Here is a 19,921-nt window from a genome sequence, read left to right as displayed (position 1 = left end):
CTGCTTTACCAAGGGCCCAGGCGCCACAGCCGCTTCGATGCCACCGATGCTTGTGCTAGACCCCCGGTATGAAACCCAGTTTTGCGCTAAATCTTGCCCATGACGAAATCGACCTGCTGCATCGTGCCGGGCAGGGCTGGGTCACCGTGGGCGCGGTTTCGCTGGACGATCCCGACCTGACGGCGGCGATGGCGCGGCTGCGGGCCCGCGCGCGGACGCTGGAACCCAAGGGGATGACCAGCAAGCTGATCATTCCGGCCTCGCAGATCCTGTATGCCCGGGTTCATGCCCCCGGCCCCGATGCCGCCAGCCGCCGCAGCCGGATCGCGCAGGCGCTGGAAGGCATGACGCCCTATGCCGTGGCCGATCTGGTCTTTGACTGGTCCGGCACCGGCGAAGAGGTGCAGGTGGCCGTCGTCGCACGCGACACCCTGGCCGAGGCCGAGGCCTTTGCCGAAACCTATGGTTTTTGCCCGCTGTGCCTGGTCGCAAGCCCCGACCCGGGGCAGTTCGGCGGCGAGCCGTTCTTTGGCCTGACCACAGGCGCGGCGCAGCATCTGCCCGAAGGCGCGCGGCTGGACCGCGATCAGGATCCCGTCCGCCTGCCCGCGCCCCCGATCGCCCCTGCCGCACCGGATGTGGATCTGGCCGCCAGCCCCGATCCCACGCCAGCCCCCCCGGAACCAGCGCCGCAAGCGACCCCCGCGCCGGTGGACACCGCAGCACCGATGGGGGCAATCGGGCCGCACACGGCCGCACACGACGATGCCTTGCCCGAAACCGCACCGCCAGAACCTGCACCGCCAGAACCTGCACTGCCGGAATCCGCGCCAGCAGAATCCGCGCCACAGCCGCCGGAACCAGTCGCCCCGCCGGTGATCACCTTCGCATCGCGCCGCCCCCCGCCAGAAGGTGACGGGACCGCCGCCCCCGCCGCGCCGCGTCTTGGCGCGGCAACCCGGCCCATGGGCACGGGTGCCGACGCCCCCTTGCCGCGCCTGCGCAAGGATGCGGGCAGCCCTGCCGTGCTTGCCCCCGCGATCGATCTGCCCGATCCCGTACCTGCGCCCAGCCTGCGCCCCGAGAAACCCGCCAGCGCCCCGCGTCTGGTCACCACTGCCGCGCGCGCGGCGACCGGGGCGGCCGCCGACAAGACCCCGCGCCCCGCCGCCCCCCGGCCGGCCGCCCAGATGCCGCCAGCCCCGCCGTCCGCCACATCGGACCGCACCGTCTTTGGCGGGCGCCGCACGGCCCCGCCCGCCGCGCGCAACCGCCACCTGGGGCTGATGCTGACGCTGGGGCTGGTGCTGTTCCTGCTGATCGTGGCGATCTGGTCGATGTTCCTGGGCGACCCGCGCCCCGATGGGCCCACCCCGATCGCCGCGGCGACCGACAGGCTGCCACCCGCCCCCCCGGCCGACCCCGGCCTTGCCCAACCCGAAGCGCAGGCCAACGCCGCGCCCCCCCCCGCGCAAACGGGCCTTGCCGATGCGGCGACGGACGAAACGGTCCCGGTCATCGCGGCGACAGAGACCGGGGGGCGCGGCGCGCCCGGCGTACCCCCCCTTGCCCCGGAACCGGCAACGGTTGCCCCCGCAACGGTTGCCACCGCGGCTGCGGGCACGCCGGATGATGTCTGGGGCGATCGTGACGCGCCCGAGCCCGCCCTGCGGCTGACGGCGATCTCCAGCGCCAATCCCAGGCCACTCAGCGACACGGACGGCGATCTGGCCGCGCTGACGCCGCCCCCACCGGATGCCCGGCCCGATCCGTTGCCCACGCCCGCCCCCTTCGGCCAGCTGGCCCGGCTTGGCCCCGGCGGCGAAATCATCCCCACCGCACAGGGCGTGGCGATGCCGGGTGGCTTCACGCTGTTCGCGGGCCGCCCGCCCGTAATCGCGGCCCCCCGGCCCGCGTCGATCCTGCGCGCCGCGCTTGCCCCCGAAGCGGGAACCGACACCGCGACGCCCGCCGGGACCGGCACGGAAACCCCGCCCGCACCCTATGCCGATCCCGCACTGGCCGGGTTCAAGCCGCAAGGCCGCCCCGCCGCCATTGCCAACCGCGCCCCGGTCCAGCCGCCCCCCGCGGCCACAACCGACACCGAAGCGCCCGCCACGACCGGGGATGGCGCGGCCCTGCCCGCCGACGCGCCGGTCGATCCGCGCCTGGCTGCGCGGGCCCCAAGGGCGCGCCCGGCCACCGTCACCAATGCCGCCGCCGAGGCGCTGGCCGCGCGACAGGCGACCGAGGCCGCCCTGCGCGCCGCCAGCCCGCAGGCGGTGACACTTGCGCGCCGCCCCGCAGACCGTCCCCGGGGCATCGCCGCCGCAGCCGCGGCCGCAGCCAGCATCCAGACCGCCGCGGTCGAGGCCGCCGTGGCCGCCGCCGTGGCAACCCCGGTCGCCGCCCCCGCCCCCGCACCAGCCCCGCGCGCCGCCGCCACCACCGCCCCCGAGGAAGCGGATGAGCTGGACGAGCCCGAGGTCACATCGCCCGCGCTGAAACTGCCCACCAGCGCCTCGGTGGCGAAGCAGGCGACCCAGGCCAATGTGCTGAACCTTGGCAAGATCAACCTGATCGGGCTTTACGGCGCCACCAAGAACCGCCGCGCGCTGGTGCGGATGCCCAATGGCAAGTTCGTCAAGGTCGGCATCGGTGACCGGCTGGACGGTGGCCGCGTCACCGCCATCGGAACGAACCAGTTGACCTATCAGAAGAACGGTCGCAACTACGTTCTGGAACTGCTGAAGGGCAGCTGATGGCACCGGGCCGGCAGGACGCGCGCACCGCTGGCCGGACGAAAGAGGCGGAATAAGACCGGATGGAAAGTTTCCTGCTGCAGGCAACGCTGTTCCTGTTTGCCATGGTGGTCGCGGTGCCACTGGCAACGCGGGCGGGACTGGGATCGGTTCTGGGATATCTGATCGCGGGTATCCTGATCGGGCCGGTCTTCGGGCTTGTGGGGGCGGAAATGCACGACCTGCAGCATTTCGCCGAATTCGGCGTGGTGATGATGCTGTTCCTGATCGGGCTGGAGCTGGAGCCGCGCGCGCTTTGGGCGATGCGCGACAAGCTGCTGGGCCTGGGCGGGTTGCAGACGGTGCTGACCATGACGGCGGTGGCGGTGCTGGCCATGCTGTTCGGCCAGACCTGGCAGGTGGCGCTGGCGCTGGGGATGATCTTTTCGCTGTCCTCTACCGCGATCGTGCTGCAAACGCTGAACGAAAAGCGCCTGATGCAGACGGCGGGGGGGCGGTCGGCGTTTTCGGTGCTGCTGATGCAGGACATCGCGGTGATCCCGATGCTGGCGCTGCTGCCGCTGCTGGCGCTTCCGGGTGCGCGGGCGCTGGCCAAGGCGGAACAGGGCGATGCCAATCCGGCCGCGCATCTGATCGATTCGCTGCCCGCCTGGGGGGTCACGCTGATCACGCTGGGGGCGGTGGCGGCGATCGTCCTGGCCGGGCGCTATCTGATCCACCCGCTGTTTCGTTATGTCCAGGCCGCGAAACTGCGCGAGGTGAACACCGCGATGGCGCTGGTCATCGTGGTGGGCATCGCCTCGCTGATGCTGCTGGTGGGGCTGTCGCCTGCGCTTGGCACCTTCCTGGCCGGGGTGGTTCTGGCCGACAGCGAATTCAAGCACGAACTGGAAAGCGATATCGAGCCGTTCAAGGGCCTGCTGATGGGGTTGTTCTTCATCACCGTCGGCGCGGGTATCGATTTTGCCGTGATCACCGGCGCGCCGGTCCAGATCCTGGCGCTGGTGCTGGGGCTGGTCGCGGTAAAGGCGGCGATCCTTTATCCGCTGGGGCGGCTGTTCCGCCTTCAGGGGCGCGACAAGTGGCTGTTCACGCTGGGGCTGGCGCAGGCGGGGGAATTCGGGTTTGTGCTGGTGTCCTTCGCGGTGGCGCAGCGCATCCTGCCGCAGGCTGTGGCGCAGACCACGCTGGTGGTGATCGCGCTGTCGATGCTGCTGACGCCGCTGCTGTTCATCCTGCACGATGTGCTGGCGCGGCGCCATGCGCGTCCCGGCACCGGCCCCGATGCCGACACGATCGAGGATCAGCAACCGATCATCATTGCCGGGGTCGGCCGCTTCGGGCAGGTGGTGAACCGCATGGTGTCAATGTCAGGATTCCGCACGACGGTTCTGGACAATGACCTGAAGACGATCAACCTGATGCGCAAGTTCGGGGTCAAAAGCTATTTCGGCGATCCCACCCGCCCCGAGCTTCTGGCCGCCGCCGGCATCACCAAGGCGCGGGTGCTGGTGGTCTGCCTTGACGATCGCACCGCGACGACCCGCCTGGTCAGCTATGCCCGCCGCATCCGCCCCGATCTGCACATCATCGCCCGGGCCCGCGACCGTGGCCATGTCTTCGAACTGTACCGCGCCGGCGCCAATGACATCATCCGCGAACTGTTCGATTCCAGCCTGCGGGCGGCACGCTATGTGCTGGAAAACGCAGGCCTTTCCGAATATGAGGCCGCAGAGCTGGAAAAGATCTTCTTCAAGCTGGACCGGGTCGCGCTGCGTGAACAGGCCGAGGTATGGAAGCCCGGCGTGCCGCTGGATGAAAACCCCGAATACATCGCCCGCACGCGTGAACTGAACCGCGAACTGGAAAACGCGCTGATGGAACGCTTTGCCGTGCCCCCCGACGCGACCGCGCCCGACGAACCGCTTGGCTGAACGAAAAACCGCGCGGGCCGGGGCCTGCGCGGTTCGTCTTTGCCAGCGCGGCGCGCCCCTGTCAGGCGGCGCGGCCCAAAAGCACATCATCGACGGTTTTCGCGGCCCCGGCCTCATCCGTGCCGGAAACGGCGGCAACCTCACGCGTCAGCCGTTCCAGCGCCGCTTCATACAGCTGGCGTTCGGAATAGGACTGTTCGCGCTGGTCGTCATTGCGGTGCAGGTCGCGCACCACCTCGGCGATCGACAGCAGGTCGCCCGAGTTGATCTTCTGTTCATATTCCTGGGCGCGGCGCGACCACATGGCGCGCTTGACCTTGGCCTTGCCCTTCAGCGTTTCAAGCGCCTTCGACACGACCTCGGGCGTCGAAAGCGAACGCATGCCCACATCGGTGGCCTTGTTGGTCGGGACGCGCAAGGTCATCTTGTCCTTCTCGAAGGAGATCACGAACATCTCCAGCCGCATCCCGGCGATTTCCTGTTCCTCGATCGAGATGATCTTGCCCACGCCATGCGCGGGATAAACGACGAAATCGTTGGGGTGGAATTCGGTCTTCTTGGTCTTGGTCATTTCGCTTCCTTGAGCAGCGGGCACCGCAGGCAAGGCCCCTTGCCCGGTTTCAGCGGACAATCCACACCGCACGGAAGCCTTGGTTTCCGCACGGGTGCAAATCGTCGTTGAAAAAGCCCCCACAGGTGAATGGCCTGCGGCGGCGCGGGGGTCTGGGACCTTTGTCATACATATGTAGCACGAAAAAGCGGCATTTCAAAGCGCGGCGCCATGACGCAAAGCCAATACCCTTTGAAATCAGAGGCTTGGCACCATTTCCGATGCCGTTTTCGATGCAAATACGGCAGAAATACTGCCGAATCAGGGGAATCAGTCCCCCGCGCCGGGTTTTTCGCTGAAATATTTCTCCAGCTTGCCGGTTTCGCCGTCGAATTTCTCGGCCTCGGGCATCGGGTCTTTCTTCTGCGTGATGACCGGCCACAGTTCGGAATATTTCCGGTTGAATTCGACCCAGGGTTCCATCCCCGGCTCGGTATCGGGGCGGATCGCATCGGCGGGGCATTCGGGTTCGCAGACGCCGCAATCGATACATTCGTCGGGGTGGATCACCAGCGTATTCTCACCCTCGTAGAAACAGTCCACCGGACAGACTTCGACACAATCGGTGTATTTGCAGTTGATGCAGTTGTCGGTGACGACATAGGTCATGAAGAACCCCGAAGGCTGATCGTTTGACCGTTACCTAGCCTTGCCCGCGCGATCATTCAAGCCGCGCATCGGCCAAAAGGCCGGGCTGCGGCGATCTGGCCGCAGCTCAGGACGGCTGTTCCGGCTGGACGGCCCGGGGCGGAACGGGGGTTTCGCACGGGGCCGGATCGGGCGCGGTGTCCTGATAAAGGGTGGCGGCCTCGGCCGCCGGGCCACGCCTTGTGCCGCAGGCCAGGATGCGCAGCGCGCGCCCCTGCCCCGCCCGGACCAGCGTCACCACATCACCCGGCCGGACGCTGCGGCCCGGCTTGTCGATGCGCTGGCCGTTCACCCGCACCCGGCCCGCCGCGACCAGTTCGGCGGCAAGGGCGCGGGTCTTGCAGAACCGCGCCTGCCACAGCCATTTGTCGATCCGGATCCGGTCGGACCCTTCCGCCATCGTTCAGGACTTGCCCTTCAGCGCGGCCAGCACCGCAAAGGGGCTGTCGGGATCGATCGGGCGTTCCTTGCGCGGGGGGCGCGCCTCGAAGTTGCGGGGCTGGTCCTCGCGCCGGGGGCCCTTGGCGCCCTTGTGTTCGGGCTTGCCCTTGCCACCCTGCGGCTTGCCGCCGGGCTTGCCGTCGCGCCGACCCTCGGGCTTGGCGCCGTCGCTGCGCTTGCCCTCGCCCTCGCGGCGGGGGCCGCGTTCGGGGCGATCCGCGCGTTCGCCGCGATCCCCGCCCCGTTCCGGGCGCTGGCCACGCGGGCGCGGGGCCCAGGTGAAGGTAAAGAACACTTCGGTTTCCGGCGCCGCCGCTTCGGCCTGCGCCTCGGCCTCGGCCAGGGGCGAGGCTTCTTCGGGGATCGGGTTTTCCGCACCCTCGACCGGCGCCTGCGGTTCGGGCGCGGGCTTGACCTTGGCACGCTCACCCCGCTCGGCCTTGTAGCCCAGCCCGCCCATCAGATCGGCGAATTGTTCCAGCGTCATCCCGGTGATCGACAGCATATCCGGCGTCGCCTCAAAGCCTGCGCGGCTGTCCTGCCCGCGCAGCAAATCGGCCAGGCGTTCCAGCATGTCGATGCGGATCGCGCGCGCGCCCGCCGGGCGATAGCCCGACTGGGTGTAATGCGCCACCGGCACCTCGGTCAGGTAGGGAATCGTCACCAGACCGGGCGGCGGGCTTTCGGGGAATTCGGCCAGCCCGTCCCAAAGCGAGGCCAGCACCAGCCGCAGCCGCGTCGGCGCGGGCTTCAGCAGGGCCTGCTGGAAGATCGTGTATTGACCAAAGCGCACACCGTGCTTGCGCAGCGCGCCGCGCGCTTCCTGATCCAGATCCTTGACCTCGGCGGCCACGCCTTCGCGCGGCAGTATGCCCAGGCCCTCGACCAGACGGAAGGCAAAGCCGCGCGCCAGCCCCGTCAGCGCCTCATCCCGGCTCATGGCCAGAAGCGGCTCGAACAGGGTGGCAATCTTGCGGTCGATGAAATGCTGCAGCCGGCGCTTGACCTTTTCGGCCACATCCGCCCCCGCCTCTTCGTCGACAAAGGCCTCGACCACGGGTTTCAGCGGGTCCGCGCCCTTCACCAGCTTGCCCACCGCCGAGGCGCCCCACATCAGGCCCCCCTGTTCGGTGAAATCCATTTCCGTATCGGGGGCATTGTAGAACCGGTCCGCCCGCAGATGGAATTCCGGTCGCAGCGCCTCATAGGCGGCGCGGGCCAGCATCTTCGCCTCGTCGGGCGAAGACGTCGTGTCCTGCCGGAAGCGGAACCCCTCAAGCCGCCCGGCGAATTCGCCCTCGACCATCACTTCGCCCTTGTCGTTCACCTCGGCCACGAGGGTCTCCTTCTGCTTGAGCCGGCGCAGCAACACCGAAGTGCGCCGATCCACAAATCGTTGGGTCAGCGCGCCATGCAACGCATCCGACAGCCGATCTTCTACAGCGCGCGTTTCCCCGCGCCAATGGCTTTCATCATCGACCCAGCCTTTGCGCTGCGCGACATAGGTCCAGGTGCGGATGAAGGCCAGCCGCTTGGACAGCGCATCGATATCGCCATCGGTGCGGTCGATGCGGTCGATCTGCTTGGCCAGCCAGTCTGTGGGCACGCCCTTGCCGGTCTGCAGAAAGCCGAAGATCCGCGCCAGAAGCGTGGCGTGTTCACTGGCCGAGATCGAGCGGAAATCGGGGATCCGGCAGACATCCCACAACAGCCGCACATCGGACGGATGCACGACCCGGTCGATGATCTCGGGGGTGTCGGCCAGCATCTTCAGCGCGCGCAGGTCATCAGCCTCGCGCCCGCGGGTCAGCCACTGGTCCCTGGGGCTTTCCTCGAGGCTCTGGATCAGCCGCGGCAGGGTTCCGAATTCCAGCCGCGGATTGCGCCATTGCAGACGCTGGATCGGGGCAAAGCGGTGCTCTTCGACCGCCTCGATCACCTCGGGCGGCAGGGGGCCTGCTTCGCCCGTCACGCCAAAGGTGCCGTCGGCGGTATGCCGCCCCGCCCGCCCCGCAATCTGGCCCAGTTCATGCGGGAACAGCGCGCGCATCCGGCGGCCGTCGAACTTGGCGGTGGCGGAAAAGGCGACATGGTCGATATCCAGGTTCAGCCCCATGCCGATGGCGTCGGTGGCGACCAGATAGTCCACATCGCCATTTTGATACATCGCCACCTGCGCATTGCGCGTGCGCGGCGACAGCGCGCCCATCACCACCGCGGCACCGCCCTTTTGCCGGCGGATCAGCTCGGCAATCGCATAGACATTATCGACCGAAAAACCCACGATCGCGCTGCGCGGGGGCATCCGGCTTGTCTTTTTCGAACCTGCCCAGCGCAATTCCGAAAACCGTTCCCGCCGTGTGAACTGAACCCGCGGCACCAGCGCCGCAATCGCCCCCTTCATCGTCTCCGCGCCAAGGAACAGCGTCTCGTGCAGGCCGCGCGCATGCAGCAGCCGGTCGGTGAAGATATGCCCGCGTTCGGGATCGGCACACAGCTGGATTTCATCGATCGCCAGGAAATCGGTGCCCATGCCGTCGGGCATCGCCTCGGTGGTGCAGACCCAATACTGGGTGCGCTCGGGCACGATGCGTTCCTCGCCGGTGACCAGCGCCACGACCGATGGCCCCCGCGCCTTGACGATCCGGTCATAGACCTCGCGCGCCAGCAATCGCAGCGGCAGGCCGATGATGCCGGTGCGATGCGCCAGCATCCGTTCGATCGCGTAATGCGTCTTGCCCGTGTTCGTCGGCCCAAGGACCGCCGTGATCCGCCCATCCGCCATCGTCATCCCCGCTTCAGAGCGCCACGCCCGCCAGCTGGCGTTCCAGCCTGTCGATCGCGTCTTTCACATCCTGCTGATGCGGGTGCAAGGCGTAAGAGGCCCGGAACGCCCGCAGCGCGCCCTGCGCATCGCCCATCTCATCCAGAATCGCCCCCAGCCCCGCCAGCGCGCCCCAGTGTCGCGGCTCAAGCTCCAGCGCGCGGGCAATATCGGACAGGGCCGGGCCGTAAAGCCCCGCCAGGAAATAGGCCGTGGCGCGCGCATTCCAGCCTTCGGCGAAATCGGGCGCATGATCGGTCAGCGCGGTCAGATGTTCGATCGCGGCGGCGGTGTCACCCGCATCCATCGCCTCTTCGCCGCGCTTCAGCAACAGATCCATCCCCGCCGACCCCGACCGCGACCAGGCCCGCCGGATATCGGCCTCGGCCCGCGCCCAGGCCCCCGATCCCGGATCCGCCAACTCTTCGAAATACGGCTCCAGCCCCTCGGTTTCGGCCAGGATGGGCGCGGATGTCATCAAAACGGCGCAAAGTGCCGTGACGATACATTTGGAAATGACGGAACGCTCACGCATAACGCAGATGTAATCAGAAGCCGGCCAGATGCGATAGCCCGGCGATCACAATCGGAGGATATCATGAGCGATGTGCTGAACAAGGCCCTGACCGCGCTGCAGGCCAAACTGCCCGACGGATTTTCGTCCACGGCGAAATTCGTCATCACCGGGGAAGGCGCGATCATCGCCGATGCCGACGGCGTGCGCATCGGCGATGAAGAGGCCGACGTGACACTGATCGCCTCGGCCGAAACCTTCCGCGGCATTCTGGAAGGCGATGTGAACCCGACCATGGCCTTCATGACCGGCAAGCTGAAGATCGACGGCGCGATGGGGCTGGCGATGCAGCTGGGCTCTGCCCTGTCCTGATGCAGGACGCGCCGCTTCACGACGCGATTGCCCGCGCCCCCCGGGGGGGGCGGGCCTTCTGGCTGAAGGCCGCGGATGGCCTGCGCCTGCGCATCGGACATTGGCCCGGCCCTGCGGCGCCGCGCGGTACGGTTTTCCTGTTGCCCGGGCGCACCGAATATGTGGAAAAATACGGCCCCACCGCCGCCGCCTTCGCCGCGCGCGGCTATGGGTTGCTGGCGATCGACTGGCGCGGGCAGGGCCTAGCCGACCGGCTGCTGGATGATCCGCTGAAAGGCCATGTCGGCCGGTTCAGCGATTATCAGCTTGATCTGGCCGCCGTGGAACAGGCCGCAGCGGCGCTGGACCTGCCGCGCCCCTGGTTCCTGCTGGCCCATTCGATGGGCGGCACCATCGGCCTGCGCCGGCTGATGTCACCCCATCCCTATGCCGCCGCGGCCTTTTCGGCACCGATGTGGAACATCAATCTGCCCGCGCCCCTGCGCCCGATTGCGCGGCGCCTTGCGCAGATCCTGCCGGCCCGGGCCTATGTGCCCTCGACCCGGGCCACCACCTATGTCTTCGCCGAAAGCTTCGCCGCCAACCAGCTGACCGGCGACCCCGCCGGCTGGGCCTTCCTGATCGACCAGCTTGCCGCCGTACCCGGTCTGGCCCTGGCCGGCCCCACCTGCGGCTGGCTGGCCACCGCGCTGGCCGAATGCGCGGCGCTGGCGCCCCTCGCCTCCCCCGCCCTGCCCGCGCTTTGCGCGCTTGGTACGCGCGAAACCGTCGTGCAACCCGCCGCGATCCACGCGCGCATGGCCCGCTGGCCCGGCGCCCGGCTGGACCTGCTGCCCGATGCCCGGCACGAACCGATGATGGAAGGCGCCGCGATCCGCGCGCGCTTTCACGACGCCTGCGCCGCCCTGTTCGACGCCGCCCGCCCCCCTTCGGATTTGCCGAAATATCCTCGGGGGTGAGGCGCGGTACGCGCCGAGGGGGCAGACAGCCCCCTATTTCATCCGCCGGAAGAACCGCGCCCGGGCGTAAAGCTCCTCCAGCCGCTTCATCCGCGCCGCCGTTTCCTGCCAGGTCAGGCTTTGCACCGCCGCCAGCAGCGTTTCCACCAGCACCTCGATCGCCACGGTCGAATCCCAGGCCGAGGGCACCTCGATCTGCGCCGAAAAGCGATAGCGCGCATGGGCCGCGGCGGGGCTGACCCAAGGGTCGGTGACCAGCACCACCTCGGCCCCCTGTTCAGCTGCTATTTCAACCAGTTGCAGCACGTTGTTCTCATACCGCCGGATGTCGAAGGCCAGCAGCACATCGCCCGGGCGCATCTCGATCAGCGCGGGCGGCCAGGCATTCGACATTTCCGATATCAGCGACACGCCGGGCCGGATCACCTTCATATGGGTGACGAAATAATCCGCCATCGCATGGGTGATCCGCCCGCCCGTGGCATAGACCTGACGCGCAGGATCGGCCATCAGGGCGGCCACCGCGTCGAATTCGGCATGGTCGATCTGCGCCAGCGTGGCCTGCAGATTGCCCAGCACCGCATCGGCAAAGCGGTTCAGGATATGCGTATCGGGCACCCCGCCCGCCCAGCGGTCATGCTTGACAAGCGGCGACACCAGCCGCTCTTCGACCTCGGCGCGGATGCCCGCCTGAAAATCGGGATAGCCCCTGAACCCCAGCTTCTGCACCAGCCGCACCACCGTGGGCGAGGACACCGCCGCCCCCCGCGCCAGCGCCGTGACCGAGCCCAGCGCCGCCACCGGGTAATGGCGCAGCAAATGGCCGGCCAGCTGGCGTTCGGCCCGCGTCATCCCGTCGATACCCGCGCGCAGGCGTTCCTCGATCGTCTTGGTCATGGCTTTCCATCCGCCCCGGCGCCGTGATTCGGGCCCGAAGAACAGATTGTAACAGTTTTTCGATTTGTGAAATGATCTTGACAGAACGCCGCCCGCATTGGACCCTTCGATCAAAAGAACATACAGAATCGACAGGGAAATGACGGATCAGCCAGCCACCGGGCCCGCGCCAGGGCCTGTGCCTTCAGGTGCGGATTTGCCGGATGCGGTAACGGTCGAGCGCGCGGATGCGCCGGGACCGTTCCTCATCGTCTGTGAACATGCCGCCAATGCCTTTCCCGCGCCCTGGGGCGATCTGGGGCTGGATGACGCGCAACGGCGCGCGCATGTCGCCTGGGACCCCGGCGCGCTGGGGCTGGCGCGGGGGCTGGCGCGGCGGCTGGATGCGCCGCTGATCGCGGCCAGCCTGTCGCGGCTGATCTATGACCTGAACCGCCCGCCCCATTCGCCCGGCGCCATGGCCGAACGGTCGGAAATCCACATGATCCCGGGCAATGCGGGCCTGACCGCGGCGCAGCGGGTCGCGCGGACCGAAGCCGTCTATCTGCCCTTTCACGCCCGGCTGCGCGCCGAAATCGCGCGGCGTCTGGCGCGCGGCCAGCGCCCGGTGCTGGTGACGGTGCACAGCTTTACCCCTGTATACAACGGCATCGCGCGTACGGTGGAATTCGGCGTGATCCATGACGCGGATGCACGCCTGGCGCAGGCGGTTCTGGCCGAGGCGGCGGCGCGCACCACGCTGGATACACGGTTGAACGAGCCCTATTCCGCCGCGGATGAGGTCACCCATACCCTTGCGCTGCAGGCCACGCCGATGGGGCTGGCCAATGTCATGCTGGAAATCCGCAACGACCTGATCGCCACCCGGGCCGCGCAGGACGCGATGGCGGAAACGCTTGCCCCGGTGCTGACCGGCGCGCTAGGCCGGATCGGGGGGGCGTGATGCCGGGCTGGGCCAGGGCCTATGTGCGCGCGGTCGAGGCGGTGAATTACCGCGTGGGCCGGGTCGCCATGTATCTGCTGTTCGTGATCATGGGCATCCTGCTGTGGTCGTCGATCACCAAGATCGGCCGGGTTCCCGCGCTGTGGACGCTGGAAATGGCCCAGTTCACGCTGGTGGCCTATTACCTTCTGGGCGCGCCCTATTCGCTGCAGCTGGGCACCAATGTGCGGATGGACCTGCTGTATTCGCGCTTCAACCCGCGCACCCAGGCGATCTGGGATGCGGTCACGGTGTTCTTCCTGATCTTCTACATCGGGGTGATGCTGTATGGCGCCTTCGGGTCCACCGTCTATTCCTTTGAAACCGGCGAGCGGAACCCGACCGCCTGGCGGCCCTATCTGTGGCCGATCAAGGTGATCATCACCACCGCCTTCTTCCTGATGCTGCTGCAGGCCATCGCCCTTCTGATCCGCGACATCGCGGTGATCCGCGGAGAGGAAATCTGATGGCCCACGAAACCATCGCCATTTTGATGTTTTCGACCATGCTGCTGATGATGATCACCGGGCAGCGGGTGTTCGGCGCGATCGGTTTTGTCGCGGTGGTGGCGGCCATTGCGCTTTGGGGGCCGGGCGGGTCGGACATGGGCTTTTCATCAGTGATGAAGCTGATGAAATGGACGCCGCTGCTGACGCTGCCGATGTTCATCTTCATGGGCTATGTCATGTCCGAAAGCCGCCTGGCCGAGGACCTGTATCGCATGTTCCACGTCTGGTTCGGGCCGCTGCCCGGGGGGCTTGCGATCGGGACGATCTTCCTGATGGTGATGATCTCGGTGATGAACGGGCTGTCGGTGGCGGGCATGGCGATCGGGGCCACGATCGCCCTGCCAGAACTGGTGCGCCGGGGCTATGACAAGGTGATGATTTCAGGCGTCATTCAGGCCGGGTCAAGCCTGGGCATCCTGATCCCGCCCTCGGTGGTGCTGGTGCTGTTTTCGCTGATCGCGCGCCAGCCGGTCAGCCAGCTGTGGCTGGCCGGGCTGATGCCGGGGCTGTTGATGGCCGGCCTGTTCGTGATCTACATCCTGGTGCGCTGCGGCCTGAACCCGATGCTGGCCCCCGCCATGGACGCCGGGGAACGCGCCGCCATCACCTGGGGCGAACGGTTCCGGCTGCTGCGCGCGGGGCTTTTGCCGCTGGCCATATTCGCGGCGATGATGGTGCCCTTCCTGAAGGGCTGGGCCAGCCTGACCGAGGCTTCGGTGATCGGCGCGGTGGCCTCGGTAATCGCCGCCGTGACCAAGCGCCGCTTCACCCGCGCGGTCTTTGAAACCGCCACCCGCAACACGCTGGCAATCACGGTGATGTTCATGCTGATCATCACCGCCGCCCTGTCCTTTGGCGCGGTCTTCGACGGGCTTGGCGCGGGCCGCGCGATCGAGAATTTCTTCCTGAAGGATCTGGGCCTTGGCCCCTGGCAGGTGCTGATCCTGATGCAGCTGAGCTTTCTGGTCATGGGGATGTTCCTGGATGACACCGCCATGCTGGTGATCGTGGCCCCGGTCTATGTCGGCCTGGCCAAGGCGCTGGGGTTCGACCTGATCTGGTATGGCATCCTGTACACGATCACTTGCCAGATCGCCTACCTTACCCCACCCTTCGGCTACAATCTGTTCCTGATGCGCGCCATGGCGCCAAAGGAATTCGATCTGCCGGTGATCTACCGTTCGGTCATCCCCTTCGTGGGGGTGATGGTTCTGACGCTGATACTTGTGATGATCTTCCCCCAGATCGCGCTGTGGCTGCCGCAGACGGTGCTTGGATGACAACAGACCCCGACAGGGGCGCAACCAACAAGGAGATGACACGATGACCACCACCAGACGGAAATTCCTGACCACCGGCGCGCTGGCCGCCGGGGCCTCAACCCTGGCCGCGCCGGCCGTGCTGGCGCAAAGCCCGATCAAATGGCGGATGCAGACCTATGCCGGGGCGGCGCTGGGTGAACATGTCGCCAAGCCGGCGATCGAGGCGTTCAACACCATCGCCAATGGCCAGATGGAGATTGAACTGTTCTACGCCGACCAGCTGGTGCCGACGTCCGAACTGTTCCGCGCGATGCAGTCGGGCACGATCGACGCGGTGCAATCGGATGACGATTCAATGGCCTCGCCCACCGAAGTCACCGTTTTCGGCGGCTATTTCCCGCTGGCGCTGCGCTATTCGCTGGATGTGCCGGCGCTGTTCAACACCTGGGGCCTGAATGAAATCTGGGCCGAGGAATATGCCAGGGTCGGGGTCAAGCACATCTCGGCCGGGGCCTGGGACCCGTGCCATTTCGCCATGAAAGAGCCGGTCAACACCCTGGCCGACCTGCGCGGCAAGCGCGTCTTCACCTTCCCCACCGCGGGCCGCTTCCTGGCGCAGTTCGGCGTGGTGCCCGTCACCGTGCCGTGGGAAGATGTCGAGGTCGCGATGCAGACCGGGGAACTGGACGGCATCGCCTGGTCGGGCATCACCGAGGATTACACCGTCGGCTGGTCCAAAGTCGCGCCCTATTTCCTGACCAACAACATCTCGGGCGCCTGGATCGGGCATTTCTTCGCCAATATGGACCGCTGGAATGAGGTGCCCCCGCATCTGCAGGAACTGATGCGCGTGTGCTTTGAACAGTCGCATTACTACCGCCAGCACTGGTACTGGGCGGGCGAGGCCAAGCTGCGCGTGGAAGGCGCGGACATGCAACTGACCACCATCCCCGACGCCGAATGGGCCCAGGTCGAAGAGGCCGCCAAGGTCTTCTGGGATGAAATCGCCGCGGAATCCGAGGTCAAGGCCAGGGTCGTCGACATCATCAAACGCTATAACGAGGCGATGGGCAAGGCGGGCCGCCCCTACCGCTATACCTGATCGCCGTGCGCAATCACCGGGGCCGGGGCGCATCGCCCCGCCCACCCGATACCGGTTCCCCGCAGTCCGGCTGCGGGGAACCCTTCCCCCGGAACAGGACATAGGACATGCCCGCGAACCTGAGCTTCGAGCAACTGAAAGACGCCGTGCAGCGCGGCGAAATCGACACCGTGATCGCGGCCATGGTGGACATGCAGGGCCGCCTGCAGGGCAAGCGCTTTCATGCCCGCCATTTCATCGAAAGCGCATGGCAGGAAACGCATTGCTGCAACTATCTGCTGGCCACCGACATGGAGATGAACACCGTTCAGGGCTATCAGGCGACATCCTGGGCCGCGGGCTATGGCGATTATGTGATGAAGCCCGACATGGCGACCCTGCGCCGCCTGCCCTGGCTGGAGGGCACGGCCTTCGTGATGTGCGACATGCTGGACCATCACAGTCATGAACCCGTGCCCCATGCGCCGCGATCGGTGCTGATGCGCCAGGTGGAACGCGCCCGCGCGATGGGCTTTGAACCGATGATGGCGACCGAACTGGAATTCTACCTGTTCGAGGAAAGCTTTCCCGAATTGTTCGATATGGGCTATCCTGACCCTACGCCTATGGCCCGCTACAATGTGGATTATTCGATTTTTGGCACTGCGCGGGATGAACCGATCATGCGCGCGATCCGCAACGGGCTGTGGGATGCGGGGATTCCCGTCGAATGTTCCAAGGGTGAGGCCGAAGCCGGCCAGGAAGAGGTCAACGCGAAATATTCCGACGCGCTGGACACCGCCGACATGCACAGCCTGATCAAGCAGGGCGTGAAGGAAATCGCACAACAGCACGGCGCATCCGTCACCTTCATGGCAAAGTATGACCATCGCCGCGCGGGATCGTCGTCGCATGTGCATCAGTCGCTTTGGCGCGACGGGCGCAACATCTTCCACGATCCGGCGGCCCCGCACGGCATGTCCGCGCAGATGCGCCATTTCCTGGGCGGCCAGCTGGCCCATGCGCGTGAAATCACCGCCTTTCTCGCGCCTTTCGTCAACAGCTACAAACGCTTCTGCGTGGGCATGTTCGCCCCCACCAAGGCGGTCTGGAGCCTGGACAACCGCACCGCCGGATTCCGCGTCTGTGGTGAAAATACCAAATCCGTGCGCGTCGAATGCCGCATCGGCGGGGCGGATCTGAACCCCTATCTGGCCTGCGCGGCGCTGCTGGCGGCGGGGCTGGAAGGGATCGAGAAGATGATCGAACCGGGCGATCCGGTCAAGGGCGACCTGTATCAGGCGCGCGATGCCGTCCTGATCCCGCGCACGCTGGACGAGGCCGCCGAAGCGATGGCAGACAGCGACATGCTGGCGCGCGCCTTCGGGCCCGATGTCGTCGCCCATTACCTGCACGCCGCCCGCTGGGAGGTGTCCGAACACAACCGCGTCGTGACCGATTGGGAACGCAAGCGGGGCTTTGAACGCGCCTGAGGGCGCCAGATCAGGGGCGCGCGCCGCCCGAAGGAAGGACAGATGAGCAAGATCATCCAATGCATCTCGCCGGTGGACGGGCGGGTCTATGCCGAACGCCAGGCCCTGACCCTGGCCGAGGCGCAGGCCGCCGCCGCCCGCGCCCGCGCCGCGCAAGGCGCCTGGGCCGCGCGGCCCCTGGACGAACGCATCGCCCTGGTCAAGGCGGGCGTGGCCAGGCTGAACGCGATGAAGGACCGTATTGTCGAGGAACTGGCCTGGCAGATGGGCCGCCCCACCCGCTATGGCGGCGAATTCGGCGGCGTGAACGACCGCACCGATTATATGGCCGGGATCGCGGCGGATGCGCTGGCACCGATGGTGGCCGAGGCCTCGGACAGGTTCGAACGCCGCATAACGCGCGAACCCGTGGGGGTGGTCTTTATCGTCGCGCCCTGGAACTATCCCTACCTGACCACGATCAACACGCTGGCGCCCGCGCTGATCGCGGGCAACACCGTGATCCTGAAACACGCCACCCAGACCATGCTGGTGGGCGAACGCCTGGCCGAGGCCTTCCACGCCGCCGGCATCCCCGAGGATGTGTTCCAGAACGTCGTGCTGACCCATGACGTGACCGAGGATCTGATCCGCGCGCGCGCCTTCAACTTCGTGAACTTCACCGGCTCGGTCGCGGGCGGTCAGGCGATGGAACGCGCGGCGGCCGGCACCTTTACCGGCATGGGGCTGGAACTGGGCGGGAAAGACCCCGGCTATGTCATGAACGACGCCGATCTGGACGCGGCGGTGGACAGCCTGATGGACGGCGCGATGTATAACGCGGGCCAGTGCTGCTGCGGGATTGAACGGATCTATGTCCACGAAAGCCTGTATGACGCCTTTGTCGAAAAGGCCGTGGCCTGGGTCAAGGCGCTGAAACTGGGCAATCCGTTCGACCCGGAAACCACGCTGGGCCCGATGGCCAACCGCCGCTTTGCCGAGGTGGTGCGCAACCAGATCACCGAGGCCCTGGCCGAGGGCGCGACCGCGCTGATCGACCCCGCCCTGTTCCCGGCCGATGACGGCGGGGCCTATCTGGCGCCGCAGATCCTGGTCAATGTGAACCACGAAATGCGCGTGATGCGCGAGGAATCCTTTGGCCCCGTCGTCGGCATCATGAAGGTCGCCAATGACGATGAGGCCGTGGCCGTGATGAACGACAGCCCCTATGGTCTGACCGCCTCGCTGTGGACACGCGATGCCGAACGCGCGGCGGCCATCGGCGCGCGGCTGGAAACCGGTACGATCTTCATGAACCGCTGCGATTACCTTGATCCGGCGCTGTGCTGGACCGGCTGCAAGGACACCGGGCGCGGCGGCAGCCTGTCGGTGCTGGGCTTCCATGCGGTGACCCGGCCGAAATCCTACCATCTCAAGAAGGTGACGAAATGAACCTCAGGGCGAACTGGTCCTATCCCACGGCGGTGAAATTCGGCGCGGGCCGGATTGCGGAACTGGCCGAACATTGCAAGGCGGCGGGCCTCACCCGCCCACTGCTGGTGACCGACCGCGCACTGGCAAGCCTGCCGATCACCGCCGCAGCACTTGACCTGCTGGCGGCCGCGGGCCTGGGCCGGGCGGTGTTTTCCGAAGTCGATCCCAACCCGAACGAAGGCAACATGGCCGCGGGCATCGCCGCCTATCGTGCGGGCGGGCATGACGGGGTGATCTGCTTTGGCGGCGGATCGGCGCTGGATCTGGGCAAGATGATCACGCTGATGGTCGATCAGCCCGAAAGCCTGTCGGTCTGGGACCTGGAGGATATCGGCGACTGGTGGACGCGGGCGGATGCCAGCAAGATCGCCCCGATCATCGCCGTGCCCACCACCGCCGGGACGGGGTCCGAGGTCGGGCGCGCGGGCGTGCTGACCAATTCGGCCACCCACAAGAAGAAGATCATCTTCCACCCGAAGCTGCTGCCCACGGTCACGATCTGCGACCCGGAACTGACGGTGGGCATGCCCGCCTTCATCACCGCGGGCACCGGCATGGATGCGCTGGCCCATTGCCTTGAGGCCTATTGCAGCCCCTTCTACCACCCGATGAGCCAGGGCATCGCGCTGGAAGGGATGCGGCTGGTGTTTGAAAACCTGCCCCGCGCCTATGCCAACCCCGCCGATCTTGAGGCGCGCGCCCATATGATGTCGGCGGCGGCGATGGGGGCGGTGGCGTTCCAGAAGGGGCTTGGCGCGATCCATTCGCTGTCGCATCCGGTGGGCGCGGTCTATGGCACGCATCACGGCACCACCAATGCCGTTGTGATGCCGATGGTGCTGGCGTTCAACCGCCCCGCGATTGAAGACCGCATCACCCGCGCCGCCGCATATCTGGGCATCGCGGGCGGGTTCGACGGCTTTTGCGCGCGGATCATGGCGCTGCGCACGGAACTGTCGATCCCGGAAAACCTGACCGCGATGGGGGTCGATCCCGCACGCCTGGACGAACTGACCGAGATGGCGCTGGAGGATCCGTCCTGCGGCGGCAACCCGGTCGGGATGACGCGCGAAAACACCCGCGCGCTGTTTGACGCCTGCATGTGACAACGGGGCCCGGGCGGGTCAGCGCGACCCGCCCCGATCCCCCGCCCCAATCCC

General features: G+C 66.9%; 17 protein-coding genes. 11 read left to right on the top strand and 6 right to left on the bottom strand.

Annotation, left to right across the window (positions count from 1 at the left end):
• Positions 1-68: 68 nt before the first annotated feature.
• Both ACK8OU_RS01625 and ACK8OU_RS01620 read left to right on the top strand, forming a co-directional pair.
• Positions 69-2,762 carry a hypothetical protein gene (locus tag ACK8OU_RS01625; RefSeq protein ID WP_410301591.1) on the top strand — a complete coding sequence of 898 codons (2,694 nt, stop codon included), beginning with the start codon at positions 69-71 and terminating at the stop codon, positions 2,760-2,762.
• Between the two features lie 62 nt (positions 2,763-2,824).
• Positions 2,825-4,696 (top strand): monovalent cation:proton antiporter-2 (CPA2) family protein, encoded by a 1,872-nt coding sequence (locus tag ACK8OU_RS01620; protein ID WP_410301590.1) that lies wholly within the window; start codon positions 2,825-2,827, stop codon positions 4,694-4,696.
• 61 nt (positions 4,697-4,757) lie between these two features.
• On the opposite strand, the gene ACK8OU_RS01615 is transcribed toward ACK8OU_RS01620, so the two are convergent.
• From ACK8OU_RS01615 to ACK8OU_RS01595, 5 genes are all read right to left on the bottom strand, one after another.
• Entirely contained in the window at positions 4,758-5,267 is a 510-nt protein-coding gene (locus ACK8OU_RS01615; RefSeq protein ID WP_250043208.1) for a CarD family transcriptional regulator, read from the bottom strand.
• A gap of 309 nt (positions 5,268-5,576) precedes the next feature.
• The gene (gene fdxA, locus ACK8OU_RS01610; protein ID WP_410301589.1) at positions 5,577-5,915 is read right to left on the bottom strand and encodes a ferredoxin FdxA; all 339 of its coding nucleotides are present in this window, start codon (positions 5,913-5,915) and stop codon (positions 5,577-5,579) included.
• Positions 5,916-6,021: 106 nt separating this feature from the next.
• Complete coding sequence (locus tag ACK8OU_RS01605) at positions 6,022-6,354, bottom strand: RNA-binding S4 domain-containing protein (protein WP_410301588.1); 333 nt, start codon at positions 6,352-6,354, stop codon at positions 6,022-6,024.
• Between the two features lie 3 nt (positions 6,355-6,357).
• Positions 6,358-9,180: a helicase-related protein gene (locus ACK8OU_RS01600; RefSeq protein ID WP_410301999.1), complete on the bottom strand. Its 2,823-nt coding sequence runs from the start codon at positions 9,178-9,180 to the stop codon at positions 6,358-6,360.
• A gap of 13 nt (positions 9,181-9,193) precedes the next feature.
• Entirely contained in the window at positions 9,194-9,697 is a 504-nt protein-coding gene (locus ACK8OU_RS01595) for a tetratricopeptide repeat protein (protein WP_410301587.1), read from the bottom strand.
• Between the two features lie 120 nt (positions 9,698-9,817).
• Here ACK8OU_RS01595 and ACK8OU_RS01590 point away from each other — a divergent pair, with 120 nt between their 5' ends.
• Complete coding sequence (locus tag ACK8OU_RS01590; RefSeq protein ID WP_410301586.1) at positions 9,818-10,105, top strand: SCP2 sterol-binding domain-containing protein; 288 nt, start codon at positions 9,818-9,820, stop codon at positions 10,103-10,105.
• On the top strand, positions 10,105-11,064 hold the full coding sequence (locus ACK8OU_RS01585) for an alpha/beta fold hydrolase (RefSeq protein ID WP_410301585.1): 960 nt from the start codon (positions 10,105-10,107) through the stop codon (positions 11,062-11,064). The genes ACK8OU_RS01590 and ACK8OU_RS01585 overlap by 1 nt, the downstream gene beginning before the upstream one ends.
• Before the next feature lie 33 nt (positions 11,065-11,097).
• Here the strand turns inward: ACK8OU_RS01585 and ACK8OU_RS01580 are convergent, their stop codons facing one another.
• Positions 11,098-11,961: a MurR/RpiR family transcriptional regulator gene (locus ACK8OU_RS01580; protein WP_410301584.1), complete on the bottom strand. Its 864-nt coding sequence runs from the start codon at positions 11,959-11,961 to the stop codon at positions 11,098-11,100.
• Between the two features lie 139 nt (positions 11,962-12,100).
• On the opposite strand from ACK8OU_RS01580, the gene ACK8OU_RS01575 reads away from it, so the two are divergent.
• The 7 genes from ACK8OU_RS01575 to ACK8OU_RS01545 all read left to right on the top strand — a co-directional run bounded on the left by ACK8OU_RS01575 (position 12,101) and on the right by ACK8OU_RS01545 (position 19,867).
• Complete coding sequence (locus tag ACK8OU_RS01575; protein WP_410301583.1) at positions 12,101-12,904, top strand: N-formylglutamate amidohydrolase; 804 nt, start codon at positions 12,101-12,103, stop codon at positions 12,902-12,904.
• On the top strand, positions 12,904-13,410 hold the full coding sequence (locus tag ACK8OU_RS01570) for a TRAP transporter small permease subunit (protein WP_410301582.1): 507 nt from the start codon (positions 12,904-12,906) through the stop codon (positions 13,408-13,410). Before ACK8OU_RS01575 ends, ACK8OU_RS01570 begins: the two co-directional genes overlap by 1 nt.
• The gene (locus ACK8OU_RS01565; RefSeq protein WP_410301580.1) at positions 13,410-14,732 is read left to right on the top strand and encodes a TRAP transporter large permease; all 1,323 of its coding nucleotides are present in this window, start codon (positions 13,410-13,412) and stop codon (positions 14,730-14,732) included. Before ACK8OU_RS01570 ends, ACK8OU_RS01565 begins: the two co-directional genes overlap by 1 nt.
• Before the next feature lie 43 nt (positions 14,733-14,775).
• Complete coding sequence (locus ACK8OU_RS01560; protein ID WP_410301579.1) at positions 14,776-15,816, top strand: TRAP transporter substrate-binding protein; 1,041 nt, start codon at positions 14,776-14,778, stop codon at positions 15,814-15,816.
• Positions 15,817-15,923: 107 nt separating this feature from the next.
• Positions 15,924-17,288, top strand: coding sequence for a glutamine synthetase family protein (locus ACK8OU_RS01555; protein WP_410301578.1), 1,365 nt, complete (start codon positions 15,924-15,926; stop codon positions 17,286-17,288).
• 42 nt (positions 17,289-17,330) lie between these two features.
• Positions 17,331-18,719, top strand: a complete 1,389-nt coding sequence (locus ACK8OU_RS01550; protein WP_410301577.1) for an aldehyde dehydrogenase family protein — start codon at positions 17,331-17,333, stop codon at positions 18,717-18,719.
• On the top strand, positions 18,716-19,867 hold the full coding sequence (locus tag ACK8OU_RS01545; RefSeq protein ID WP_410301576.1) for an iron-containing alcohol dehydrogenase: 1,152 nt from the start codon (positions 18,716-18,718) through the stop codon (positions 19,865-19,867). Before ACK8OU_RS01550 ends, ACK8OU_RS01545 begins: the two co-directional genes overlap by 4 nt.
• The last annotated feature ends 54 nt before the right edge of the window (positions 19,868-19,921 follow it).

Origin of the sequence: Pontitalea aquivivens (assembly GCF_046507575.1) — a bacterium.
Lineage (GTDB): Bacteria > Pseudomonadota > Alphaproteobacteria > Rhodobacterales > Rhodobacteraceae > Pontitalea > Pontitalea aquivivens.
The sequence above is the reverse complement of the archived record's forward strand: the minus strand, read 5'-3'. Positions and strand labels throughout refer to the sequence as shown.

Bases quoted from the DNA above. Each gene is read 5' to 3' on its own strand.
- ACK8OU_RS01625 (WP_410301591.1), top strand. From the start codon at position 69: ATGAAACCCAGTTTTGCGCTAAATCTTGCCCATGACGAAATCGACCTG.
- ACK8OU_RS01620 (WP_410301590.1), top strand. From the start codon at position 2,825: ATGGAAAGTTTCCTGCTGCAGGCAACGCTGTTCCTGTTTGCCATGGTG.
- ACK8OU_RS01615 (WP_250043208.1), bottom strand. From the start codon at position 5,267: ATGACCAAGACCAAGAAGACCGAATTCCACCCCAACGATTTCGTCGTT.
- fdxA (WP_410301589.1), bottom strand. From the start codon at position 5,915: ATGACCTATGTCGTCACCGACAACTGCATCAACTGCAAATACACCGAT.
- ACK8OU_RS01605 (WP_410301588.1), bottom strand. From the start codon at position 6,354: ATGGCGGAAGGGTCCGACCGGATCCGGATCGACAAATGGCTGTGGCAG.
- ACK8OU_RS01600 (WP_410301999.1), bottom strand. From the start codon at position 9,180: ATGGCGGATGGGCGGATCACGGCGGTCCTTGGGCCGACGAACACGGGC.
- ACK8OU_RS01595 (WP_410301587.1), bottom strand. From the start codon at position 9,697: ATGACATCCGCGCCCATCCTGGCCGAAACCGAGGGGCTGGAGCCGTAT.
- ACK8OU_RS01590 (WP_410301586.1), top strand. From the start codon at position 9,818: ATGAGCGATGTGCTGAACAAGGCCCTGACCGCGCTGCAGGCCAAACTG.
- ACK8OU_RS01585 (WP_410301585.1), top strand. From the start codon at position 10,105: ATGCAGGACGCGCCGCTTCACGACGCGATTGCCCGCGCCCCCCGGGGG.
- ACK8OU_RS01580 (WP_410301584.1), bottom strand. From the start codon at position 11,961: ATGACCAAGACGATCGAGGAACGCCTGCGCGCGGGTATCGACGGGATG.
- ACK8OU_RS01575 (WP_410301583.1), top strand. From the start codon at position 12,101: ATGACGGATCAGCCAGCCACCGGGCCCGCGCCAGGGCCTGTGCCTTCA.
- ACK8OU_RS01570 (WP_410301582.1), top strand. From the start codon at position 12,904: ATGCCGGGCTGGGCCAGGGCCTATGTGCGCGCGGTCGAGGCGGTGAAT.
- ACK8OU_RS01565 (WP_410301580.1), top strand. From the start codon at position 13,410: ATGGCCCACGAAACCATCGCCATTTTGATGTTTTCGACCATGCTGCTG.
- ACK8OU_RS01560 (WP_410301579.1), top strand. From the start codon at position 14,776: ATGACCACCACCAGACGGAAATTCCTGACCACCGGCGCGCTGGCCGCC.
- ACK8OU_RS01555 (WP_410301578.1), top strand. From the start codon at position 15,924: ATGCCCGCGAACCTGAGCTTCGAGCAACTGAAAGACGCCGTGCAGCGC.
- ACK8OU_RS01550 (WP_410301577.1), top strand. From the start codon at position 17,331: ATGAGCAAGATCATCCAATGCATCTCGCCGGTGGACGGGCGGGTCTAT.
- ACK8OU_RS01545 (WP_410301576.1), top strand. From the start codon at position 18,716: ATGAACCTCAGGGCGAACTGGTCCTATCCCACGGCGGTGAAATTCGGC.